A 19,553-nucleotide genomic window follows, 5' to 3' on the forward strand; every position below is an offset into this window, starting at 1 on the left:
CCAGGCATCGATCGCCTGTCAAATCGTTATGAAAGAAACTGTTCCTCTGATCGAACCGCGTGTCGATTGAATCTGTTTTCTCTCCCTGAATCATATCAGATAGGGGGCAGCAATCAACGTTTTTCCGCTGGAGGTTCGTAGCGGGAGAGAAACAGCTGATAGTTCACTTTCGACTTGGAGCTGGTCGTAGTCGATCCCTGTGTTCTGATTGAGTCTGTTTCAAACCCACCCACCGAAGTTGACTGGTCGACTTCCAGATCAACGGTCGTCTGTATCTCGCTTCGATCCAGTACCGGTTCAGTGATGACGGTCCCCTCGCTGTCAATGGCAACGGGTACAACAGTCCCCACATTAACCAGTCGCCGATAGTGCAGGCGGACTTTTAATTCCCCTTCCTCAGCATAGAATTTTCCCGACAGCATTTGCGTCTCAGGACCGGTTTTGACTTTACTGTGAAACAGCTCATCGAGGCGCGCTACCACTTCGATACTTTGCATAACCTCCTCCTGAGGGGGCTCCTCGGAAGATTTGTCATAACCGACTGCGTCCAGGCGCAGCAGATAGAGATCCTCGGCTGCCGCCGTTACACAGGTGCTGAAAAAGCTGAGAATGAGCAAGATTGTTAATTTCAATGGGAACTCCATTTCCTGTCAGACGCCAGGCAACGCTAAAGAATGCGATGCCAGAACTGCGCGTATTTACCAGCGATGATCATCAAAGAATCGTTGCTGTTGACGGCCCAATTTACAGGGGCATAGAAAGACTTGAGACGAGCAATCGCCTCAGGAGAGACATCAGCCCGCAATCCGGAAGGGGTATGTAGATACCCGGAAACAGGGCCGATACTCAAGACATACAGCATCGGCAGTAAGAGAATAAACCCATACACAAAATCCTTGAGGAAGGATCTTTTATTTTCTGACATCGAAATGTCTCCTGCGGTGATCAGTATGAACGGGTTTATTTTAATCGATGACAGGAGAAACGTAACCTCAATTCTTCAAAAAGAGTGGAGCAGGTCCAATAGGCGGAATTTCTCATACCGGGAATACCCTAATGACTGGTTTCGTGTCATTTCGTGTCTTTGGTGGTAGAAAAATCAAATTCGAGCGTTTCATCTGTTCCCATACCAGTGTGAAACCGGGTCGAACATCGCCAGGCGGGCGGACACATGGGTGCCGCCCCTACAGCAGAGAAGGTGGGTAACGTAAAACTGAATTGTGGGATTTCACTGACAGTTTCCTGTTGTCTGCGACAACCCCGGATTGCATCCGGGGGGCACCCTTTCATTCATTCCAACAGCCTTATCAGGTGTGACTTGGAATGATGCCTGCTCAATCATTATAGGCTCAGGGTCAACGATTGCGACCGCTAACAGTGTAGGTGACTCACCTGTAATACTTGCCATTGAGGCTACCGGGGATAGTTTTGTGATGCTTTCATGGGATGCTAATATTTGGAATAGTGACATAACTAATTGTGGTGCTAACCCTGATAATTGTTCATTTTTCGAAGATGCATAGAGCCTAAAGATAGTGAGGTGAATTCATACAGTGCGATTTTGAGTTTAGGAAAGACTTGTCTTGCTTTATCTGCTCTGTTTGTTGCTTCCAATCTAGGGAGCAGACAGAGAGGGAATGCAGACTGTCTGAGGCTCAGAGGTTGCAGATTCAAAGGGCAGGGCAAAAGCAGAAACGAAAGCCTTGCGGTTGTGGGAAAAAGAAAGCACTTAATTAATGGTTACTCTGTCTAAGGCTTCTGCTACATCATCGCCTCGCCAAGTAACTTCATAGGAAAAACCAGCCCCGGTATCTTCAATCAGATCCAAATCTAAAAGTTGTGCAAATGCCTCTTTGGCATTCCGATAATCTGACATGTAACCGGTATTACAGAATTCTCTATCGCCTACCTTAATTTCAGTTTCGGTGAGAGTTTCAGCATGGATAATCTCATGTGCAGGATGGTTGGCAGCATACATCAGCATATCACGTGCGGGATAAGTTAGACGTTTTAAACCTTCCTTATTCTGGAAAGAATCAAAGCGGATGTTATCAGCGAGTGAAACGCCCACATTTGTGATTTCAAACTTTTCTTTACCTACACGTCTAATCATACCATATTGTTCAAGCGATGAAATAGCGTTTACCCAAAGGTCTTCGCCTGACTCTTTTTTACCTTTGAATAATTCAACCTTGCCTGCTTCAAGAATTGTGAAATGCATATTCTTTGTGAGGTGCAAGTATCGATCTGGTGTGCGAGTGCAACCCAGTAGAACGGTATGAGCTTCTGCTGAAAGTGATATTTCGTGACTGCCTTTTGCGGTTGTAGTTTCTGACCTATAAGAATCATAGATATAATGAAAAAACGATAGTACGAAAATAGCAGCAGATATCCACAATGTTATAAGTGATTCAGTAGATTCCGTAACGTAATATGTCGCTACGCTGCCAATCACAACAATCAAGGCTCCAACAGCTGTACGGAATGAATTAATGTGTTCGCTCATGCTCTGTTAATTTCGTTTATTGACGTTGAAGTACAGGTCAGCACCTATAAAAAAAGCCTTGCTTAAATTGAATCAAGCAAGGCTTAGAGAATGTTTCTATTGCACATTAAAAATAGCACCGGAATAAAATATGCGGTTGCCTTCTCGGAAATATGGTGCCAATTTTTTAGCCAATATCTAAGCCAGAACTACTCATACCGGAAGGTGGTGGAGGCGGGGATGTTGCCCTACTATGCCAATACGGATAATCGTATCCTTCTTCTCTATCAGGCAAATCCACTGGAGCTCCATCATTGAAGCCATCGTAGACTGCAACAATGTACTCTCTTGCTTTGATAGTCAATGTAACCTGACTGGGAATAATTTCCTGTCCAGTAACTGCTGCTGCTAATATTGCGAATGATCCGATCGGTCCTACAAGCTTTTTAGTCATAGCATCAATCTTATTTAATGTATTCAAAGCAAGCACCACACAATCACCGACTTTACCAATAAAAGAAACCCCCGATTCTTCAAGGATCTTAGGATCATCCGTTATATTTATTTCGGAAGGCTCAACAACCTGCCCTGTCTTCTCTTGGATCAAACGTAGAGACTGTTGAATTCTTTCCGTATCTTCCCTTAACTTTTCAATCTCTTTTTTGGTTTCAGAGTCCATAATGAATTGTTCTCCACAAAATGAAATCCCCACAACATATATGTTGTGGGGATTTAGATTTTAAAGTTGTCCGTTATGCCCTGCTATGACTGCTCTTCCAATTTCAGCTTCTTGATTTGGTCCTGCGTCAATATGTCGTTCAATATGCTGATTATCATTATCAGAACAGACTACATACCTACCATTTCTAAGTTGTGTCTGCTTAATAATAACCACACCATCATTCATTCGATACGTACGTGTCGCATACTTCGAAGTCATTACATGCTCCTTTTCAAACGAGAACTATAAACTCGGAGGACGCCCCCCCTTTCAATCATCGATATTTTCATCTTCAGAGGATTCGCTTTTCTTATCCTCATCAATCGCATCAGATAAGCCTTGACTGAAATAAATCGTATCACACAAATCCACTCTGTGTACTAGACCGACATACCGTCCATCCTTCTTTGAATATTCAATCATACCTAATTTTTCAAACGTACGGAGTATAAGAATATTCATTTTATGTACATCATTCGTTGCTTCATGCAATTTCCTTGCTTCATTCCGCAGTTGTCGTCCAGATGCAATATGATAAATTATACCAGTAATTAGACCTGCAATAATCCCACTAATAATTGAGACACCCCAATCATTCATACTCTCTCCATTTAAATACCGTAAAATAGTAATGCAGGCTCCTAATAAGTAGAACGAATTTCCCCCAGGTAAGATCACAGTATTTATCATTTTTTAAAATTCGACTGGTACAAGAAAAAAAGACCACTGAATAAGCAGCGGTCTCTTCAGGTGTTCCGTCCTCAACATAGTCAAGAATTCTGCTGGCGGCTTGTCGTGTGTGGTCTTGTCATGAATTTATGACCGTTTTCACAAAGAAAATCAGTGTAACCAGTCCCGCCATTTGTGATGACAGCAGGTGCACCACCACAGACATCACAGGTTGCAAATTCATGATGATATGACCTGATGCACCTGCTATTAGGGCAGCACCAGTTTTCAGGCTCAGACATATCACGCTGACGATTTATAAGTGTTTCGCCACACTCATCACAGATAGGTAATTCCATTGGATAATCTCCTTATTATGGAATACGAAAAATAAGAAACTTCCTGATCTCTCAGTATATCAATTTTTTCTGATGAGAGAAGAACCTATTTTCCAATTGTGACTTATAAGTTACGACGCTTCCGTCTGTCTGCTTGCTACTTATGCACAACCGAAAACCAATCAGGTTGAAACAGAAAGCCTTGCCATCATCGTAAATATCTTGATAGCAATGTTTTAAGAGTGCCCGCCAAGAACCGAACCTAGAACCTACTCATTGAAGAGTCGGTTGCTCGAAGGAGTTTCTTCTAACAGGAATACGTCCCTATGATTGTTTTGCTGTCAGTTAGTGTCTTTTCGTGGAAGAAATATCAAATTCGAGCGTTTCATCGGTTCCCATACCGGTGTGAAACCGGGTCGAACATCGCCAGGCGGGCGGACACATGGGTGCCGCCCCTACGACAGGGGAGGTTGGAACTGATGAGTTGGATCGAGAGTCTGCTCTGACAGTTTCCTGTTGTCTGCGACAACCCCGAGAGTGGTTCTCTTAAATCATAGCGGCACCGTCGGTCAAGCCGAGCGGTGGCACACGGACGACTGATCTAATAAGGATGATTACCCAACTCTAGATAGATTTCCGTGTGCCACGGTCCGGCTCGTCCGGCCGTGCCTGGTAAATATAGGACGCTCGGTTCTGAAACAAACGCGGCAGCGGCAACCTCCTGCTCGCTCCGCTCGGCCCGAATTGCATTCGGACTTACCCACTTTTACTTTCGTGTGGTTTCGTGTCTTTTCGTGGTAGAAAAATCAAATCCGAGAGGTTCATCTGTGCCCATACCGGTGTGAAACTGGTTTGAACATCGCCAGGCGGGCGGACACATGGGTGCCGCCCCTACGGCAGAGAAGGTGGGTAACGTAAAACTGAATTGTGTGATTTCCCTGACAGTTTCCTGCTGTCTGCGACAACCCCGGATTACATCCGGGGGCACCCTCTGTGTTTATTGGTTCGGTATTTTCATCTGCGGGGCTGAGGGGCAGATCGTTTATAATGCTTTGTGAAACCTGGATATTTCACCATCACTGTTGGACGAGGAATTACAACGAGCCAACAGTGCCACCAGGGGATTTGCTTTTTCAGTTTTTTGCTACCACGAAAAGTACGAAACCACACGAACATTTTTGGGAGAGTTTATCTTACTCCAGGAGGAACGTAGGAAGATGAGTCGCTGTTTCAAACTAATCTTTATTTATGTTTACTTTGTGAGCGCTGATTTCAGGCTTTGTCTGATTTCTTTGATTGAAGGAATATTTTCTGCAAAGGCACGGGGGCGTCAAGGGGGGCTGAACAGAATCGGGTGGCGATACTGGTTGACAGGGGTCCGATCTGGTGCAACGCCGGGGCGGTTTCGAGACGAAACTCTGCGAAGTGCGGCGACCCGCAGGCATACATTGGGAACCAGTGTTGTTGTGCGAGCTGATTATCTGGAAAAAAGGGGTCGATTTGCGATGAACACCGGGAACAAGTGGCGTGTGTTTCAGTGCACTGTAAACTGGTCACGCGCGCGACTCAATCAGGCGCTTATTCTGGCTGGTGGCAAGACCTTATCAAGTCCAATTTATTCAGTGAAAATCGGGAGCAGGTTCGGATGAATCAAGCAGGAATTATTTATAAAGTTCCGGTCTGGGCTTGAGCTGTTCGGAAAACTCGTGATTGTTCTCACAGAGATAAGAGGTGTAGTGGTTACTGCCTCTCAATATTTTCGCAGGAGGAGCGCCACAGTCAGGACATTTGGCATCAGAATGAAAGATCGATTTCAGACAGCGGTTATTTTTACAAACCTGTTTTTCGGACTCGTCTGAATCAGACTTGATTTTAACCAGCGTCTTAAAGCAGGCAGGACAAGTGCGCATCTTGTCTAACTCCTTGATTGACCCTTTATAATAAAGCTTGGAACCCCACTACAATCATTTTAAACCGAAACTTGAACACAGGTCACTGAGCAGCCACACTGAAGCCGGATAAAAAATGAAAGCCTTGGGATTGCCGCAAATGCAGCAAACACAAGGCTTTAAAAGTGCCCCCGCTAGGAATCGAACCTAGAACCTACTGATTAAGAGTCAGTTGCTCTGCCGATTGAGCTACAAGGGCGTTGTTGTTATTCGTATTCTAGTTCGGTGAAATTCATCCGACAAGAGTATGCGGCACCTTCTCTCAGGTGATAACAATAATTATCGTCCGAGAGGTCGTCAAACATCGATAAACTTATCTGAAAATCAGGAACCGGCTGCGATTTCACAGCCGACTCCTGCATAAAATCTGAACTTCAAGTCAAGCAGGCCGGGATCAGATCTGATCCAGAGCCTGTTTGAGGTCATTGATCAGGTCTTCCTGATCTTCGGTTCCGACTGACAGCCTGATGAAATCAGGTGTGACACCGGAGCTGGCCTGTTCTTCCGGCGATAACTGCTGATGTGTTGTGCTGGAAGGATGGATAATCAAGGATTTACTGTCTCCCACATTGGCCAGATGTGAGAACAGTTTGACGCTGTTAATCATTTTCACGCCATTGGCCTGCTGTTCTTCAGGGGTTGCCCCCTGAATTCCGAAGCCAAAGACAGCTCCGGCTCCCTTGGGCATATATTTCTGAGCCAGTTGATAAGAAGGATGCGACTCCAGTCCGGCATAATTGACCCAGGAGACCTTGGGATGGCTTTCCAGGAATTTCGCGACAGCCATGGCGTTCTCGCTATGACGCTCCATTCTCAGGTGCAGCGTTTCCAGGCCCTGCAGGAACTGGAAGGCGTTGAACGGACTCATTGCCGGGCCCAGATCCCGCAGCAACTGCACTCGGATTTTCAGGACGTAAGAGACATTCATGCCACCAAAGGTTTCATAGAATTTAAGACCATGATAGCTGGGATCGGGTTCGGTCATGCCGGGAAATTTTCCGTTATCCCAGGGGAATCCCCCTTTTTCGATGATGATTCCGCCGATCGAAGTCCCATGACCGCCGATAAATTTGGTACAGGAAGCAACAATGATATCGGCACCGTGCTCAAAGGGTCGAACCAGAGCAGGGGAGGCGAGGGTGGTATCTACGATCAGGGGGATACCTGCTTCGTGGGCGATGGCGGCGATGGCTTCGAAATCGGGAATGTCACAACGGGGATTGCCGATGGCTTCGACATAGACGCAGCGGGTATTCTCGTCGATGGCATTCTTAAAGTTCTCGGGATCACTCTGATCGACGAATTTGGTCTGAATACCAAATTTGGGGAATGTATAGTGGAACAGATTGTAGGTTCCGCCATACAGACTGGAAGAGGAAACGATGTTCTGACCGGACTCGACGATATTCAGAATGGCCAGAGTTTCTGCAGACTGGCCGGATGCCACCGCCAGGGCACCCGCGCCGCCTTCGAGCAGAGCAAGGCGTTTTTCGAGCACGTCACAGGTGGGATTCATCAAGCGGGAGTAGATGTTCCCGAATTCCTGCAGGCCAAACAATTTGGCTGCGTGATCAGTGTCGTTGAATGTGTAGGAGGTTGTCTGGTAAATCGGCACGGCGCGCGAGTTGGTCGCGCTATCGGGTTCCTGGCCGCCATGCACACACAGAGTCGCTAGTTTCAATGCTTCGGCATCCATTGTTCATACCTTCTTATTTGATAATTCTTCAGGCTTGTTTAAGCACGTTTGCTTTTAAGGGGGCTCATCTATCGGAAATCACAAGTTAAAATCAGGCAGAATGATCCGAGATGAGTTAGAAAGAGGCGATTTTACAGCTGAAAAGGCCTCGATTGTTAATGAGCCATCGTATCGATGTTGATCGTAAAAAACAATTCGCCGGCGTGTCTTCGCTGACAGTAAGACTCAAGCATGAAAACTACCATTATTTCCAGACTTACGTTGTAATTTGGTACTATTTTCCGTTTTGCAAAGATTAGATTTTCGTTCTAATTCCACTTTTCTACAATGGATGATACTCTGAACAGAGAACTCTGTATTCCATCTCAAATTGCTGCCCCCCTTAGTGAAGAAGGTACAACGATGAGACGCTTACCATCTGTGAAACTGTCGGCTTGCCTGATGTCTGCTCTGGCTTTGTGTTTTGTCAGCCAGACTGAATCGTTTGGAAAAGGACCTGAGAAAACGACTCCCGAACAACCGGGGCTCGTCATGCAGGAATTTATCTACGATCAGGCTCCCTTTCCGTCGTGCCATGCTTCGACGATTGCTGAGACACCTGAAGGGCTGGTTTGTGCATTTTTTGGTGGAACGGCTGAGAAAAATCCGGATGTCGAAATCTGGTTGTCTCGCAATCAGGGGGAGGGCTGGTCGGCTCCTGTCAGTGTCGCAGATGGGGTTAAAGACTCATCCAAACGCTGGCCGTGCTGGAACCCGGTCCTGTTTCAAACTAAGCCCGGCACGCTACTGCTGTTTTATAAGGTCGGCCCTAATCCGAGTGAATGGTGGGGCATGCTCAAGATTTCTCACGACAATGGCAAGACCTGGGGCAAAGCGCGACGTCTGCCCGAGGGCTTTGTCGGCCCGGTCAAGAACAAGCCGTTCCTGCTGTCTGATGGCACCTTACTCTGCCCGGCCAGTACGGAGCACGATGGCTGGCAGTTGCAGATGGAATGGACGCCCGATCTGGGAAAGACCTGGCATCGTACGGGGCCGTTGAACGACGGACGTGAAATTGGTGCAATCCAGCCTTCGATACTTCAATATGGCGACAAACTGCAGATTCTCTGTCGCAGTCGTCAGGGTAAGATCGTAGAAGCCTGGTCGGAAGACAATGGACGATCCTGGAGCAAAGTCACGCCGACTTCGCTGCCTAATCCGAACAGCGGAACTGATGCGGTCACTCTCAAAGATGGCCGGGCGCTATTGGTTTATAATCCCACCCAAAAGGGACGTAGCCCACTGCATGTCGCGATTTCTGAGGATGGCAAACACTGGAAAACCGGACTGGTTCTGGAAGACCAGAAAGGGGAATACTCTTATCCGGCTGTAATCCAGACGTCCGACGGAAAAGTGCATATCACTTACACCTGGAGACGAGAGCTGGTTAAGCATGTGGTCATTGACCCCGACCAACTGGAACTCAAAGAGATTGATTGAGAGGCGGAGAAATTGGCTGAAGTAAATCAGGTTTCTCCTCCCCGCAGTAATCGCAGGAATTTTCTCTGGATTCTGTTTCAATGGATCCTGCAGGGATTCTTTGCGATCTGGCTGCGCTATCAGTCACGGGGCAAGGAGAATTTACCAGCTAAGGGAGGCGGCCTGCTGATCAGTAATCATCAGAGTTTTCTCGACCCGCTGTTGATTTGTCTGCCTCTGACTCGGCCGGTCAGTTTTATGGCCCGGGATTCACTGTTTCGGATTCCGATTCTGGGCCCGTTCATGCGATATGAATTCGTGATACCGATTAATCGTCGGACTACCAGTTCTCAAAGTTTTCGTGCTGCCATTGAGAATATCGAAAACGGGAACTACGTAGGCATTTTCCCCGAAGGAACACGAACGACCGATGGTTCGGTCGAACGATTTAAACCGGGATTTCTGGCTCTATTAAAGCGGACTGACATTGCAATTTACCCCATTGGAATTGCCGGGGCTGATCGTGCGTTACCACGGGGGGCGTACTTTCTGCGTCCCCGTTCGGTACGGGTTGTTTTTGGCGAACCGATTTCCGCAGAACTGATTCGGGAATACTGTGAACGCGGTGCCCAGAAAGCGCTGCTGGAGTTGACCCACCAGCGGGTGATCTCATGTCAGCAGCAGGCAGAATCCTGGCTGAATCCTGATCTTACCAGCTGATTTCTGACTGAGATGGGATTGTCAATCAAAGCGAACTCTACTATGTTTTGCGTAATATCGATTTAAGAGCACATTCACCCCGATTCACTTCAACTCCAGCTTGATCAGGTATATTTATGTCAGAACGGATTCTCAGTATTTCCGGTTTACGCGGTGTGGTTGGCAACGGTTTGACTCCCGATTATTTAACCAGGTTCGCCGCCGCCGTCGGTACGATTGCGAACCAGGGAACGGTCGTTCTCTCGCGTGATGGCCGCGGCAGTGGTGAGATGGTACGTCATGCCGTGATAGGCGGATTACTGGCAACCGGCTGCCGGGTGATTGATGCAGGGATCGCCACAACTCCGACCTGCGGCGTGCTGGTGACTCATTTGAAAGCAGCCGGGGGAATTCAAATCACCGCCAGCCACAATCCGATTCCATGGAATGGTTTGAAACCGTTTTCGTCCGAAGGTTCCGTATATAATCAGGAGCAGGGCGAAAAGCTGCTGTCTGTATTGAATAATGAAGATTTTAACTATGTCAGCTGGGATCAGTTAGGAGCTGTTGAAACACTGGAAGATGCCGCCGGACCGCATGTGGCCCGTGTCTTAGAGTTGATCGACCGGGACCAGATCAAACAACGAAAGTTCAAGGTCGTACTGGACTGCAACCATGGATCGGGAGCCGTTTCGACTCCCCGATTTCTCGAGTCGCTGGGCTGCGAAGTTATCGTACTCGGGGGTACTGCAGATGGAAATTTTTCTCACACGCCCGAACCGTTAAAAGAAAATCTAACGGGCTTGAGTGAGGCTGTTGTGAAAGAGGGCGCCGATGCTGGCTTCGCGCAAGACCCTGATGCGGATCGCCTGGCAATCGTTGATGAAACAGGCCGCTATATCGGTGAAGAACTCACCCTGGCTCTAGCCGCTGATTATGTACTCGCCCGGACTCCCGGTCCTGTGGTCGTGAATGGATCGACCAGTCGCGTGACCGCTGACATCGCTGCGAAATACAACTGTCCCTTCTTTCGTTCCTATGTAGGGGAAGCCCATGTCTGTGCCAAAATGAAGCAGGAATCGGCGATTCTTGGTGGAGAAGGGAACGGAGGAGTGATCGATCCCAAAGTAGGTTATGTGCGTGACAGCTATGTGAGCATGGCCTATGTACTGGCGGGACTGGCGTCATCGGGACAGACTTTGAGCCGTTGGGCAGACTCGCTACCGCAATATCGTATTGTAAAAAACAAAATCACCTGCCCGCGCGAAAAAGTGCAAGACGCCTGCAAAGCGCTTGAGTCTCATTTTGACAGCGCGAGCGCATCCCAAGGCGATGGTCTGCGACTGGACTGGGATGATCGCTGGGTACAGGTTCGAGCCAGTAATACCGAACCGATCATTCGCGTGATTGCGGAAGCCCCGGAGAATGAAACAGCCGAGTCACTCTGTGAATCAGCAATGCAGATCGTTGCGGACGCGGTCAAATAGCTCACCAGTACATAAAAATAATGGAGTAAACATTCAAAACGATGTTTACTCCATTTTCAATTGGAATGTAGACCGGGTGGGTGGTTAACCTTCCCAGCGTGTTTTCATGAATTCCAGACCTTTGGTTGCCAGATGTTCTTCGGAAGGGAACATTTTACGCCAGATGCGCGTGGCAGCGGCAAGATCGGGCAGAGCCAGACCGAAGGCTTCAATTGTCAACCAGCCATCGTAGTTCACTTCTTTCAGAGCAGAAAAGGTCTCATCCCAGTTCACGCCTCCTTCGCCAGGAGTGGAGCGATCATTTTCAGAAATATGCACGTGTACCATCTGGTCAGCACAGACTTTGACGGCAGAGGTAATACTTTTTTCTTCAATGTTTGCATGAAAGGAATCGTACATCATTTTGAGATAGGGATGATTCACTTCGCGCGTGAACTGTGAGCAGTCTTCCGCAGTATTCAGGAAGTAGCATTCAAAGCGATTCAGGTATTCGCAGACCAGCATGACTTTGTGTTCCTGAGCATAGTCGGCTGCTTTGGCCAGCGTGTCTTTTCCATACTTCCATTCATCGGCAGTACGACCCGCGCCGGAAAATTCCCCCAGCGCTGAATGGATCGGACCACACAGATGGGTGGAACCTGCGGCGGCGCACATATCAATCATGCGTTTCAGTCGTTCCAGGCCGGCTTCTCGGATTTTCGCATCACCGGAGATCGGGTTTTCTTCCGGAGTACAAACGGTAACCGCCGTACTTTCCAGGCCCAGTTCGGACAATTTCTTTCCCACCTGAGCAAACTTCTTTTCATCTGCTTCAAACACGGGAAGTTCAACACCATCGTATCCCCAGCCTTTAATCTGTTCCAGGAGTCCAAAATGGGATTCGTTGACGTCCGAGGTCCAGAGCAGCATGTTCAAGCCGTACTTCATCGTTGGTATCTTTCAATCAATTGAGTTTAAAAATGCTCAGGCGGCAATAAATCGTTGAGACGCTTTTCGACGATCTTCCGCCCTGTATTTAAAACTGAAATCGTTTCTGCGGGCAATGATTGTAGTTTGACCCGATTCATGACCTGATTCAAGCGTACCAGCATTCTTTGTGAATCAAGGTAATCCCTTAAAAAAGCTTCTTTCGAAAAACGGGCCAGCCAGAGCTTCAGCTTGTCGGTCTCTTTCGTCGCCATTTTATTAGTCAGGATCTCGGTCTGCAGTGGATCAATTTCATTGAAGGCAGCGTAATACTGGTCTATGAGTCCTGGATTTTGCTCAATCAACACACGATCCAGTAATAATTCGGTGACGATATGTCCCAGGAAACCGACCCGGGCAGACTCATCATTGGCAAAGATCTGGCGGAATAAAATTGACATGTCAGTACTGATTTCCAGAAATCCCTGAGTGGAATGAAACCAGTGATCGTCGTCGAGATGCTGCTTGATGCCCGAAGCGAGTTCCGCTTCGATTGACGGTTCATCGCTGACAAAGGGAGCGACGTTCCTGATACGCAGCCGCGCGCGTCGATCAACCACCGCCATCAGATCGGGCAGGGCAGTTCCTACCATAAAATAAGGACGGTCGACAAACCGCATTCCATGTGCAAAATAATTCATTTAGACGTATTACCGTTTGACTTCAGTCATAATTCAAGAGTTTATTCAATCCTAGCTCATCTGAATTCAAATTCACAGTTTGTCACCGGGATATCCTCTGCTGACAGAGGTTTTGTCGAAATTTCATCGCTCGTTTAAATCAGAAGCAGAGTCTCTTGATTGGATACTGATTCCTGTCTGCGTATAATGCCTGACAACACCTGTGTCCAAAACTCTTTGATTTCGTGCTGAAAGTGGGATATGTCTGAATCGCCTTTAAACCTGATGTTTCTGCTGCGGGATCAAAGTACGCACATTCAGACGGCCTGGGAACAAATTCACCAATATATTCAGGCACAAACTTCTGTTTACGTTTCATCCGTTTCTGTGATTGAGGATTTTATTCCCGATGATTCCGCAGCCGACCTGGTTGTGGTTCTGGGAGGAGACGGTGCCATACTCCGGGCGTGCCGCCAGATGCGTCTCAAACAGCTACCAATGATTGGTGTCAATCTGGGGCGACTGGGGTTCCTGGCTGACCTGACTCCGGAGGGATTCTGCAAAAATTTCTCTCTACTGCTGGATCGAAAATACCGCATCGTCGAACATCTGATGTTTGAATGCAAGCATTTTCACTCTGATGGAACGGTGAATACTTACCTGGGATTGAACGAAGTGGTAATCAGTTCCGCAGGAGCAATGGCTATGATTGATGTCGAGCTGGCCATCGATAATGAGATGGTGACTACCTATAGTGGCGATGGGTTGATTATCAGCACACCTGTTGGCTCGACTGCCCACAGCCTGTCTGCAGGCGGTCCCATCTTAAAACAGGACTTGCAGGCGTTTGTTATCACACCGATCTGTCCGCATACTCCCTCTAACCGTCCGCTGGTCGATAACGCCAATGCCCTGTATTCACTGACTGCAGGGAACGTTCCCGATGGGGCCATGCTGGTGATTGATGGACAGATTAAAGTGCCTTACTCCTCCGGTGATCGCCTGGAGCTGACACGCGCTCCCGTCACATTCAAACTCGCACGAATTCCCGGATTCAACTACTACTCTCGGCTCAATCGTAAACTCGGCTGGGGGGGACAGCCCAAATACGGGGCTGAATAGGTTTTTCTGACAGAAAATCTTCCTTCTTCCTCAATAATGCCCTCCCCATAAATTTCTGGATCTGCTAACTTCCTCACACGTTAAGGAGATTTATCAACCAGTTTTATAGGGAAGGAGTCCCTGATGCGGTCCTTTGTGTTCTGTGTGTTGTCACTTTTTGTCTGCCTTTTTCTGGCACCTGTTTCTGTCTCACACGCGGAAGAAGACGCAACGACCTACTCCCTGCGTTTTAAATTCACTCCCGGTGAATTTGCCCATTATCTGGTTGACTCTCAAAATCAGTTTACGGTCCAGTTAAATCAGGATAAAGAGGTTACTGTTAATTCCACGCAAACCCAAAAACACTATCGTGTGGTTGCGGTCGACGAAACAGGCAACGCAACTCTTGAAACCATGATTGATCGCGTGCAGATGAGTGTGCAGTTTAACGATGATGTGCCTAAGACGTTTGACAGCATCCAGCCACAAAAAAAAGATCTGGATCAGTTTGCCCCTATCCGTAAGAACATCGGTCACCCTTCACGCATCGTTTACTCTCCAGTCGGTGAAGTCATCTCGGTTTTAGAGTTGCACACAACATCGAAAGGTTCCACCTTCAAAGAAGTCTCCAAAAAAGTACCTGCCAAGCTGACGGATGAGAAATCTCGTAACCTGGGTTTCTTAATTCCACTGCCGGAACAATCTGTGAAAATCGGTGAAAGCTGGAATGAAGACTTTGATGTCGAAGTCTCCGTCAGCCCCGCATTACGTAAAAAAGTCCCCATTCGTCGTATTTTCACGCTGGATTCTGTGGAAGATCAACTGGCGGTCATCTCCTTCAAAACCAAGATTATGGAACGGCTGAATGACCCCAAATTTAGCATTCAGCTGATTCAAAAGACTCCATCTGGAACAATCAAGCTAGATCTGGAGAAAGGTCTGATCATCTCACAAAATGTCTCACTGGATAAAGCCCAGGTTGGTGTATTCAATGGGAAGGGCGCCATGCGGGCGATTTCCACTCTCAGCGAAACACTGGTTGATCCAGCAGAACTGGCTCAGAAAACTGCAGAGACTGCCGCAGAGTGAATCATAACCAGGTTCCTGAACAACAAAAATCGTTCGGACCTGAGGAAACGTCTCCTTTTTTAAGAGCCGATCAGTCCCTGTGTGTTGACGCTGGCGATAAATATTTTACACTTAGAGATCGCCGTAAAGGTATGTAAATCCTTGCATTCAACCATTTCACGTAGCCAACAGCTCTGTCCCACACTCAAGTGAACACAGACTGAACACTATTCCTGCCTGCAATATTCGTACATCAGGAATGATGCAGCTAACGCTATCTTAATAAATGGTCAACTACCTGAAATGGCACGAGCAATGAAATCACTGTGTCATTAACCATCAGCGCTGCGATTGAGATCGGATATGAAACGGGTAGAGCTTTCTCCACAATTGACCAGCTTATTAAAAGCGGCCAAGCGCCTGGCCAGTGATTGTGAGATTGAGGTCGTCTTCCTGTTAGCAGACATTCCTTATGACTTCCTTGAAATCAGTAAATCTTTGAGCAAACTGCGACTGGTCGTTTCCTCTGACAAGCCGGATGTCCAACGCGCCGCTCAGGAAGATGGAATCGCTTTGGTTCCCTTGATTCACGAACCCCAGACACGACAGGTTCAGATTAGCCAGGCCATCTTAGAAGCGATCGCTGATGAAATTCTGGCTTCAGGTGATCGAATCATTGCACTTTATGCAGGTTTCGAACGGGAACACGCAGATTCACTCAGCATTGTTAGCCTTGCTGACCACCTGGCAAAACTGACTTCGCGAGATTTACAACGCCTGGAAACCAAGGTCCCGCTACAGACATTAAGGGCAGTTGTCGATCTGGCTGTTGAGATTGGCCGAGAAGGCCGTGAAGGAAAACCCGTTGGTGCATTATTTGTTGTTGGCAACCACCGGAAGGTTATCGCGGCGTCACATGAACAGGTTCACGATCCGTTCAAAGGCTATTCGCAAAAAGAGCGCATGGTCAACAATCCGCGCGTTAAAGAGAGCATGAAAGAACTGGCCCAGATTGACGGAGCCTTCATCATCAGTTCCGATGGAGTCGTGCAATCTGCAGGACGGATTTTAAACGCCTCAGCCGAAGGGTTAACCCTTTCCAAAGGCCTGGGAGCCCGGCACTGGGCGGCAGCCGCAATCTCAAAAGAAACCGGTGCCATCGCCATTGCCGTTTCAGAGTCGACCGGCACTGTACGAATATTTCAGGATGGCTATGTGGTTCTGCGAATCGAGCCTATGAGTAGTGCGATGAAATGGTTCGATTTTGATACTGAACCTCCCCAGTCAGAATAAGCTCCAGGTTTTCTGAATGACGTGCTGATAGCTCTATCATCATCTTTTGCAAGCAGATACGTAAATTTTCGCAAATATCCTCTTCCCTTGAATTGTAAATTTTGCTATGAAACCCCCGCATGTTGTGGTGTTCCAGTTTAAATTTAGAGGGGGACCACATTTTGCAGCATCCGAAGTAGCAGAAAACGATCTGAATATCGTGGAATAACATTGATACCAGTCGTTGAATTCTGCAGAACTTAAGAGCTTATTCATCGGGAAGGGAGTCCCATGTCGAATGTAGCAATCAAGCTGGTCGCTGTCGCCGGAGTCGTAGGTCTTGGCGTATTAATGTTTCTTCAGGCGCAAAAAGGAATTCAGTCCGGCAGCCTGGAACAACAAATGAGTCAATTGAACCCTCTCGACTCAGAGCAGACTTCAGATCCAACAGAACTGTCTCCTGATGACTCTGATTCAGTTGCCTTAGATCAGGTACCCGCTGAGCTTTCAGAATTGGCAGCACGTGATGCACTCCCACTTAAAGCAGAGAAATCAAAAAAAGATGATTCTCCCTTTGCCCCTAATTCGAATTCGCCACTCTCTAAAATAAAACTCACCGCAGCGACCGATGAACCTGCTATCGGCGATCATGAATCAGCGGCGGCCAGTGAATTTGAACCCGCCGAAAAAGCAGAACTCCTTTCGTCGGCGAAAGGGTTGGATTTTCGCGAGCCACCGGAAATGAAAACTCCTGATCCGTCAGAGAATCCTTTCACCATCCCTGCAGAAACACCAGTTGTTACTCAGAAAGAAGTTGTCACTCCATCAACACCGGTTCTCCCGGAATTTGATGCTGGTCCCCAATTTGGACCTGTCACAACAGCAGATGCTGCTACTATCAAAGAAAACCCGGTTACTCACATCCCCCCGCGAGAAGCATTTACTGAAGTTTCAAATTTGGCAAATCCGTTTGGCGAATCGGCTGATAAAAAACCAGTAACATTCCCAGAACCTGACAGAGAAAACCTGGAACCTGAAACGGAAGAAATTCCCTTCTCACCAGGCAGTTTACCGCCAAAAATGGAGTTATCTGAAAACAGTCCCGAGCCTGTGGAATCTATTGAAACACCGACACCTGCGATTGAGCTCAATCCCTTTGGAGATGCCCCAAAGAATGAGCCGAAACCGGTTCCTGTACCAACTCTCGAACCAGAAACTCCGGCGCTCACTCCAACCATTGAACCTGAGTTCAATCCATTTCAATCCGAAACAGCAACCGCTCCTGCAAAACCGGCGATGGAACCGACGTTTAATTCGACTGCCACTCCCGAACCGGAGCCAGTGAAATTACCTGAAACGCAGCCTGTACCATTCACAGTGCAACCAGCTGGGAAAATCGAATCAAAGCCTGTCCCGGTCCAAGAAGAATCTGATGTCGTCATCATCAAAAAACGCCAGCCGGAATCAAATCTGCAAGAGCCACCTTTATTTCCGATTGAGGGTAAGGGGGAAACCGCTCACGCTTCACAGCCGCAACCAATTGAGATATCACCGGCTGAAGAGCCCAAACCACTGAGTCTCATCGAAGGCAACCAGGCGCTTACCCGGGAACCGACAATTGCCGCAATCCACCTGAAAACTCAGTCCCCAAAAATGACCATTCAGAAGATGGCACCCCCGGAAGCGGTGCTTGGCCAGCCATTCATTTATCATGTTCTTGTGAAGAACAGTGGAACGACGTCTGCCCAGTCCGTGATTGTGGAAGACCGGATCCCCAAAGGTGCAAAGTTAACCGGAACCATTCCCCGTGCTGAGCAAATAGAGGACCGAATCATCTGGCGACTGGGAGAGATGGGACCGGGAGCAGAAAAGAAAATTTCGATCCGCGTCATCCCGGAACACGCTGGGCAGATCGGCAGTGTAGCCACTGTCAATTTTGTGACGGAAGTCGCATCGGAAACAAAAATCACTTCTCCCAGACTGGTTATTAAATCGGATCAACCGGAAGCTGTAAAACCAGGGGAAATTGCTGTCGTCAACTATACGATTACCAATAACGGAACAGGCGATGCCAAAAATGTATTCGTCCGCAGCATCATTCCTCCCCAGTTTACACATCCTGGAGGAGATGACCTCGAATACAGCGTTGGTATCATTCCTGCTGGGGAAACCAAACAGATCCAACTGCAGCTCAAAGCTGTGAAACCAGGTGCAGGCAAAAATATTTCCAGCGTGGTCGGTGATGGAAATCTGAAAGCAGAAACCGAAGTCCCCCTGAAAGTCATTGGGAATGGAGAGCAGTTTTTATTGACTCGCAAAGGTCCGAAAAATAGATATCTGGGCAGCAAAGGTGAGTATGAGAACTCAATTACCAATAACACTGAAAAAACGATCGAAAATATCTCGATTTTCGAATCCATTCCGCCGGGCATGAAGTTTCTTTCCGCATCAGCAAACGGCAAATTTGATCAGATTCGAAAGGTAGTCCAATGGGATCTCAAAGAATTGCCAGCCGGTAGTACTCAGGCATTGAAAGTAGAACTCGAACCAACCGAAGTCGGCAAGATGATCAGTACTCTCCAGGTAGTAACAGATAATAACACTCAGTTTTCTGCCAATCTCCAATCGGAAACCGTCGTGATTGGGCAGCCATTGCTCAAAGTGGAAACAAGTGAGTTAAAAGGGCCGCTGGAAGTCGGCGAGAAGATGGCAATGCAGGTGCAGCTCATTAATCAGGGAAGCGCCTCAGCCACAAATGTCGAATTCCGGATCAAAATTCCTCAGGAACTGGTTTTCGTAGCCGCAAAAGGTCCCGGACGTTATCAGCAGGCTGGTTCTTATATCATCTTCGAACCGGCTCAGGAACTGGCAGCGAAACAGACTCTGAATTTCGAACTCACACTGGTAGCCCGTAATAAGGGAGACGCCCGGGTTTTAGTCCAGGTACAGTCCAAACAGATGGAAAAGCCTCTCAATCAGGAAGAAGCGATTCCCATATTGGATAAACTGCAATAAAAAGAAGTC

General features: G+C 47.7%; 16 protein-coding genes and 1 tRNA gene. 7 read left to right on the forward strand and 10 right to left on the reverse strand.

The window, feature by feature from the left end; all coding sequences use genetic code 11:
* Positions 1-113: 113 nt before the first annotated feature.
* From Pan161_RS02865 to Pan161_RS02905, 8 genes are all read right to left on the reverse strand, one after another.
* A complete protein-coding gene (locus Pan161_RS02865; protein WP_145224093.1) occupies positions 114-632 on the reverse strand; it encodes a hypothetical protein in 519 nt (172 codons plus the stop codon).
* Positions 633-667: 35 nt separating this feature from the next.
* Positions 668-925 carry a hypothetical protein gene (locus Pan161_RS02870; RefSeq protein ID WP_145224094.1) on the reverse strand — a complete coding sequence of 86 codons (258 nt, stop codon included), beginning with the start codon at positions 923-925 and terminating at the stop codon, positions 668-670.
* A gap of 804 nt (positions 926-1,729) precedes the next feature.
* The gene (locus Pan161_RS02875) at positions 1,730-2,506 is read right to left on the reverse strand and encodes a hypothetical protein (protein WP_145224095.1); all 777 of its coding nucleotides are present in this window, start codon (positions 2,504-2,506) and stop codon (positions 1,730-1,732) included.
* Positions 2,507-2,672: 166 nt separating this feature from the next.
* Positions 2,673-3,164, reverse strand: a complete 492-nt coding sequence (locus tag Pan161_RS02880; protein WP_145224096.1) for a hypothetical protein — start codon at positions 3,162-3,164, stop codon at positions 2,673-2,675.
* A 60-nt stretch (positions 3,165-3,224) separates the two neighbouring features.
* Complete coding sequence (locus Pan161_RS02885; protein WP_145224097.1) at positions 3,225-3,425, reverse strand: hypothetical protein; 201 nt, start codon at positions 3,423-3,425, stop codon at positions 3,225-3,227.
* Positions 3,426-3,476: 51 nt separating this feature from the next.
* Positions 3,477-3,806, reverse strand: a complete 330-nt coding sequence (locus Pan161_RS02890) for a hypothetical protein (RefSeq protein ID WP_145224098.1) — start codon at positions 3,804-3,806, stop codon at positions 3,477-3,479.
* A gap of 2,482 nt (positions 3,807-6,288) precedes the next feature.
* A tRNA-Lys gene (locus tag Pan161_RS02900) sits at positions 6,289-6,361 on the reverse strand.
* 195 nt (positions 6,362-6,556) lie between these two features.
* On the reverse strand, positions 6,557-7,858 hold the full coding sequence (locus Pan161_RS02905; protein ID WP_145224100.1) for an O-acetylhomoserine aminocarboxypropyltransferase/cysteine synthase family protein: 1,302 nt from the start codon (positions 7,856-7,858) through the stop codon (positions 6,557-6,559).
* A gap of 402 nt (positions 7,859-8,260) precedes the next feature.
* Here Pan161_RS02905 and Pan161_RS02910 point away from each other — a divergent pair, with 402 nt between their 5' ends.
* The 3 genes from Pan161_RS02910 to glmM all read left to right on the forward strand — a co-directional run bounded on the left by Pan161_RS02910 (position 8,261) and on the right by glmM (position 11,502).
* A complete protein-coding gene (locus Pan161_RS02910) occupies positions 8,261-9,337 on the forward strand; it encodes a sialidase family protein (protein ID WP_232103600.1) in 1,077 nt (358 codons plus the stop codon).
* 12 nt (positions 9,338-9,349) lie between these two features.
* Positions 9,350-10,036: a lysophospholipid acyltransferase family protein gene (locus Pan161_RS02915; protein WP_145224101.1), complete on the forward strand. Its 687-nt coding sequence runs from the start codon at positions 9,350-9,352 to the stop codon at positions 10,034-10,036.
* A 116-nt stretch (positions 10,037-10,152) separates the two neighbouring features.
* Positions 10,153-11,502 (forward strand): phosphoglucosamine mutase, encoded by a 1,350-nt coding sequence (glmM, locus tag Pan161_RS02920; RefSeq protein WP_145224102.1) that lies wholly within the window; start codon positions 10,153-10,155, stop codon positions 11,500-11,502.
* A gap of 84 nt (positions 11,503-11,586) precedes the next feature.
* Here the strand turns inward: glmM and Pan161_RS02925 are convergent, their stop codons facing one another.
* Entirely contained in the window at positions 11,587-12,429 is an 843-nt protein-coding gene (locus Pan161_RS02925; RefSeq protein ID WP_145224103.1) for a sugar phosphate isomerase/epimerase family protein, read from the reverse strand.
* 26 nt (positions 12,430-12,455) lie between these two features.
* On the reverse strand, positions 12,456-13,109 hold the full coding sequence (locus Pan161_RS02930) for a hypothetical protein (protein WP_145224104.1): 654 nt from the start codon (positions 13,107-13,109) through the stop codon (positions 12,456-12,458).
* Positions 13,110-13,349: 240 nt separating this feature from the next.
* Between Pan161_RS02930 and Pan161_RS02935 the strand changes: the two genes are divergently transcribed.
* From Pan161_RS02935 to Pan161_RS02950, 4 genes are all read left to right on the forward strand, one after another.
* Complete coding sequence (locus Pan161_RS02935) at positions 13,350-14,210, forward strand: NAD(+)/NADH kinase (RefSeq protein ID WP_145224105.1); 861 nt, start codon at positions 13,350-13,352, stop codon at positions 14,208-14,210.
* 123 nt (positions 14,211-14,333) lie between these two features.
* A complete protein-coding gene (locus Pan161_RS02940) occupies positions 14,334-15,278 on the forward strand; it encodes a DUF6263 family protein (protein WP_145224106.1) in 945 nt (314 codons plus the stop codon).
* Positions 15,279-15,620: 342 nt separating this feature from the next.
* On the forward strand, positions 15,621-16,550 hold the full coding sequence (locus Pan161_RS02945; RefSeq protein WP_232103601.1) for a DNA integrity scanning protein DisA nucleotide-binding domain protein: 930 nt from the start codon (positions 15,621-15,623) through the stop codon (positions 16,548-16,550).
* Between the two features lie 270 nt (positions 16,551-16,820).
* The gene (locus tag Pan161_RS02950; protein WP_145224107.1) at positions 16,821-19,544 is read left to right on the forward strand and encodes a DUF11 domain-containing protein; all 2,724 of its coding nucleotides are present in this window, start codon (positions 16,821-16,823) and stop codon (positions 19,542-19,544) included.
* Positions 19,545-19,553: the final 9 nt, after the last annotated feature.

Source organism: Gimesia algae (genome assembly GCF_007746795.1).
Classification (GTDB): domain Bacteria; phylum Planctomycetota; class Planctomycetia; order Planctomycetales; family Planctomycetaceae; genus Gimesia; species Gimesia algae.

Coding starts and splice junctions, on each gene's coding strand:
- Pan161_RS02870 (WP_145224094.1), bottom strand. CDS start 925: ATGTCAGAAAATAAAAGATCCTTCCTCAAGGATTTTGTGTATGGGTTT.
- Pan161_RS02875 (WP_145224095.1), bottom strand. CDS start 2,506: ATGAGCGAACACATTAATTCATTCCGTACAGCTGTTGGAGCCTTGATT.
- Pan161_RS02880 (WP_145224096.1), bottom strand. CDS start 3,164: ATGGACTCTGAAACCAAAAAAGAGATTGAAAAGTTAAGGGAAGATACG.
- Pan161_RS02885 (WP_145224097.1), bottom strand. CDS start 3,425: ATGACTTCGAAGTATGCGACACGTACGTATCGAATGAATGATGGTGTG.
- Pan161_RS02890 (WP_145224098.1), bottom strand. CDS start 3,806: ATGAATGATTGGGGTGTCTCAATTATTAGTGGGATTATTGCAGGTCTA.
- Pan161_RS02905 (WP_145224100.1), bottom strand. CDS start 7,858: ATGGATGCCGAAGCATTGAAACTAGCGACTCTGTGTGTGCATGGCGGC.
- Pan161_RS02910 (WP_232103600.1), top strand. CDS start 8,261: ATGAGACGCTTACCATCTGTGAAACTGTCGGCTTGCCTGATGTCTGCT.
- glmM (WP_145224102.1), top strand. CDS start 10,153: ATGTCAGAACGGATTCTCAGTATTTCCGGTTTACGCGGTGTGGTTGGC.
- Pan161_RS02925 (WP_145224103.1), bottom strand. CDS start 12,429: ATGAAGTACGGCTTGAACATGCTGCTCTGGACCTCGGACGTCAACGAA.
- Pan161_RS02930 (WP_145224104.1), bottom strand. CDS start 13,109: ATGAATTATTTTGCACATGGAATGCGGTTTGTCGACCGTCCTTATTTT.
- Pan161_RS02935 (WP_145224105.1), top strand. CDS start 13,350: ATGTCTGAATCGCCTTTAAACCTGATGTTTCTGCTGCGGGATCAAAGT.
- Pan161_RS02940 (WP_145224106.1), top strand. CDS start 14,334: ATGCGGTCCTTTGTGTTCTGTGTGTTGTCACTTTTTGTCTGCCTTTTT.
- Pan161_RS02945 (WP_232103601.1), top strand. CDS start 15,621: ATGAAACGGGTAGAGCTTTCTCCACAATTGACCAGCTTATTAAAAGCG.
- Pan161_RS02950 (WP_145224107.1), top strand. CDS start 16,821: ATGTCGAATGTAGCAATCAAGCTGGTCGCTGTCGCCGGAGTCGTAGGT.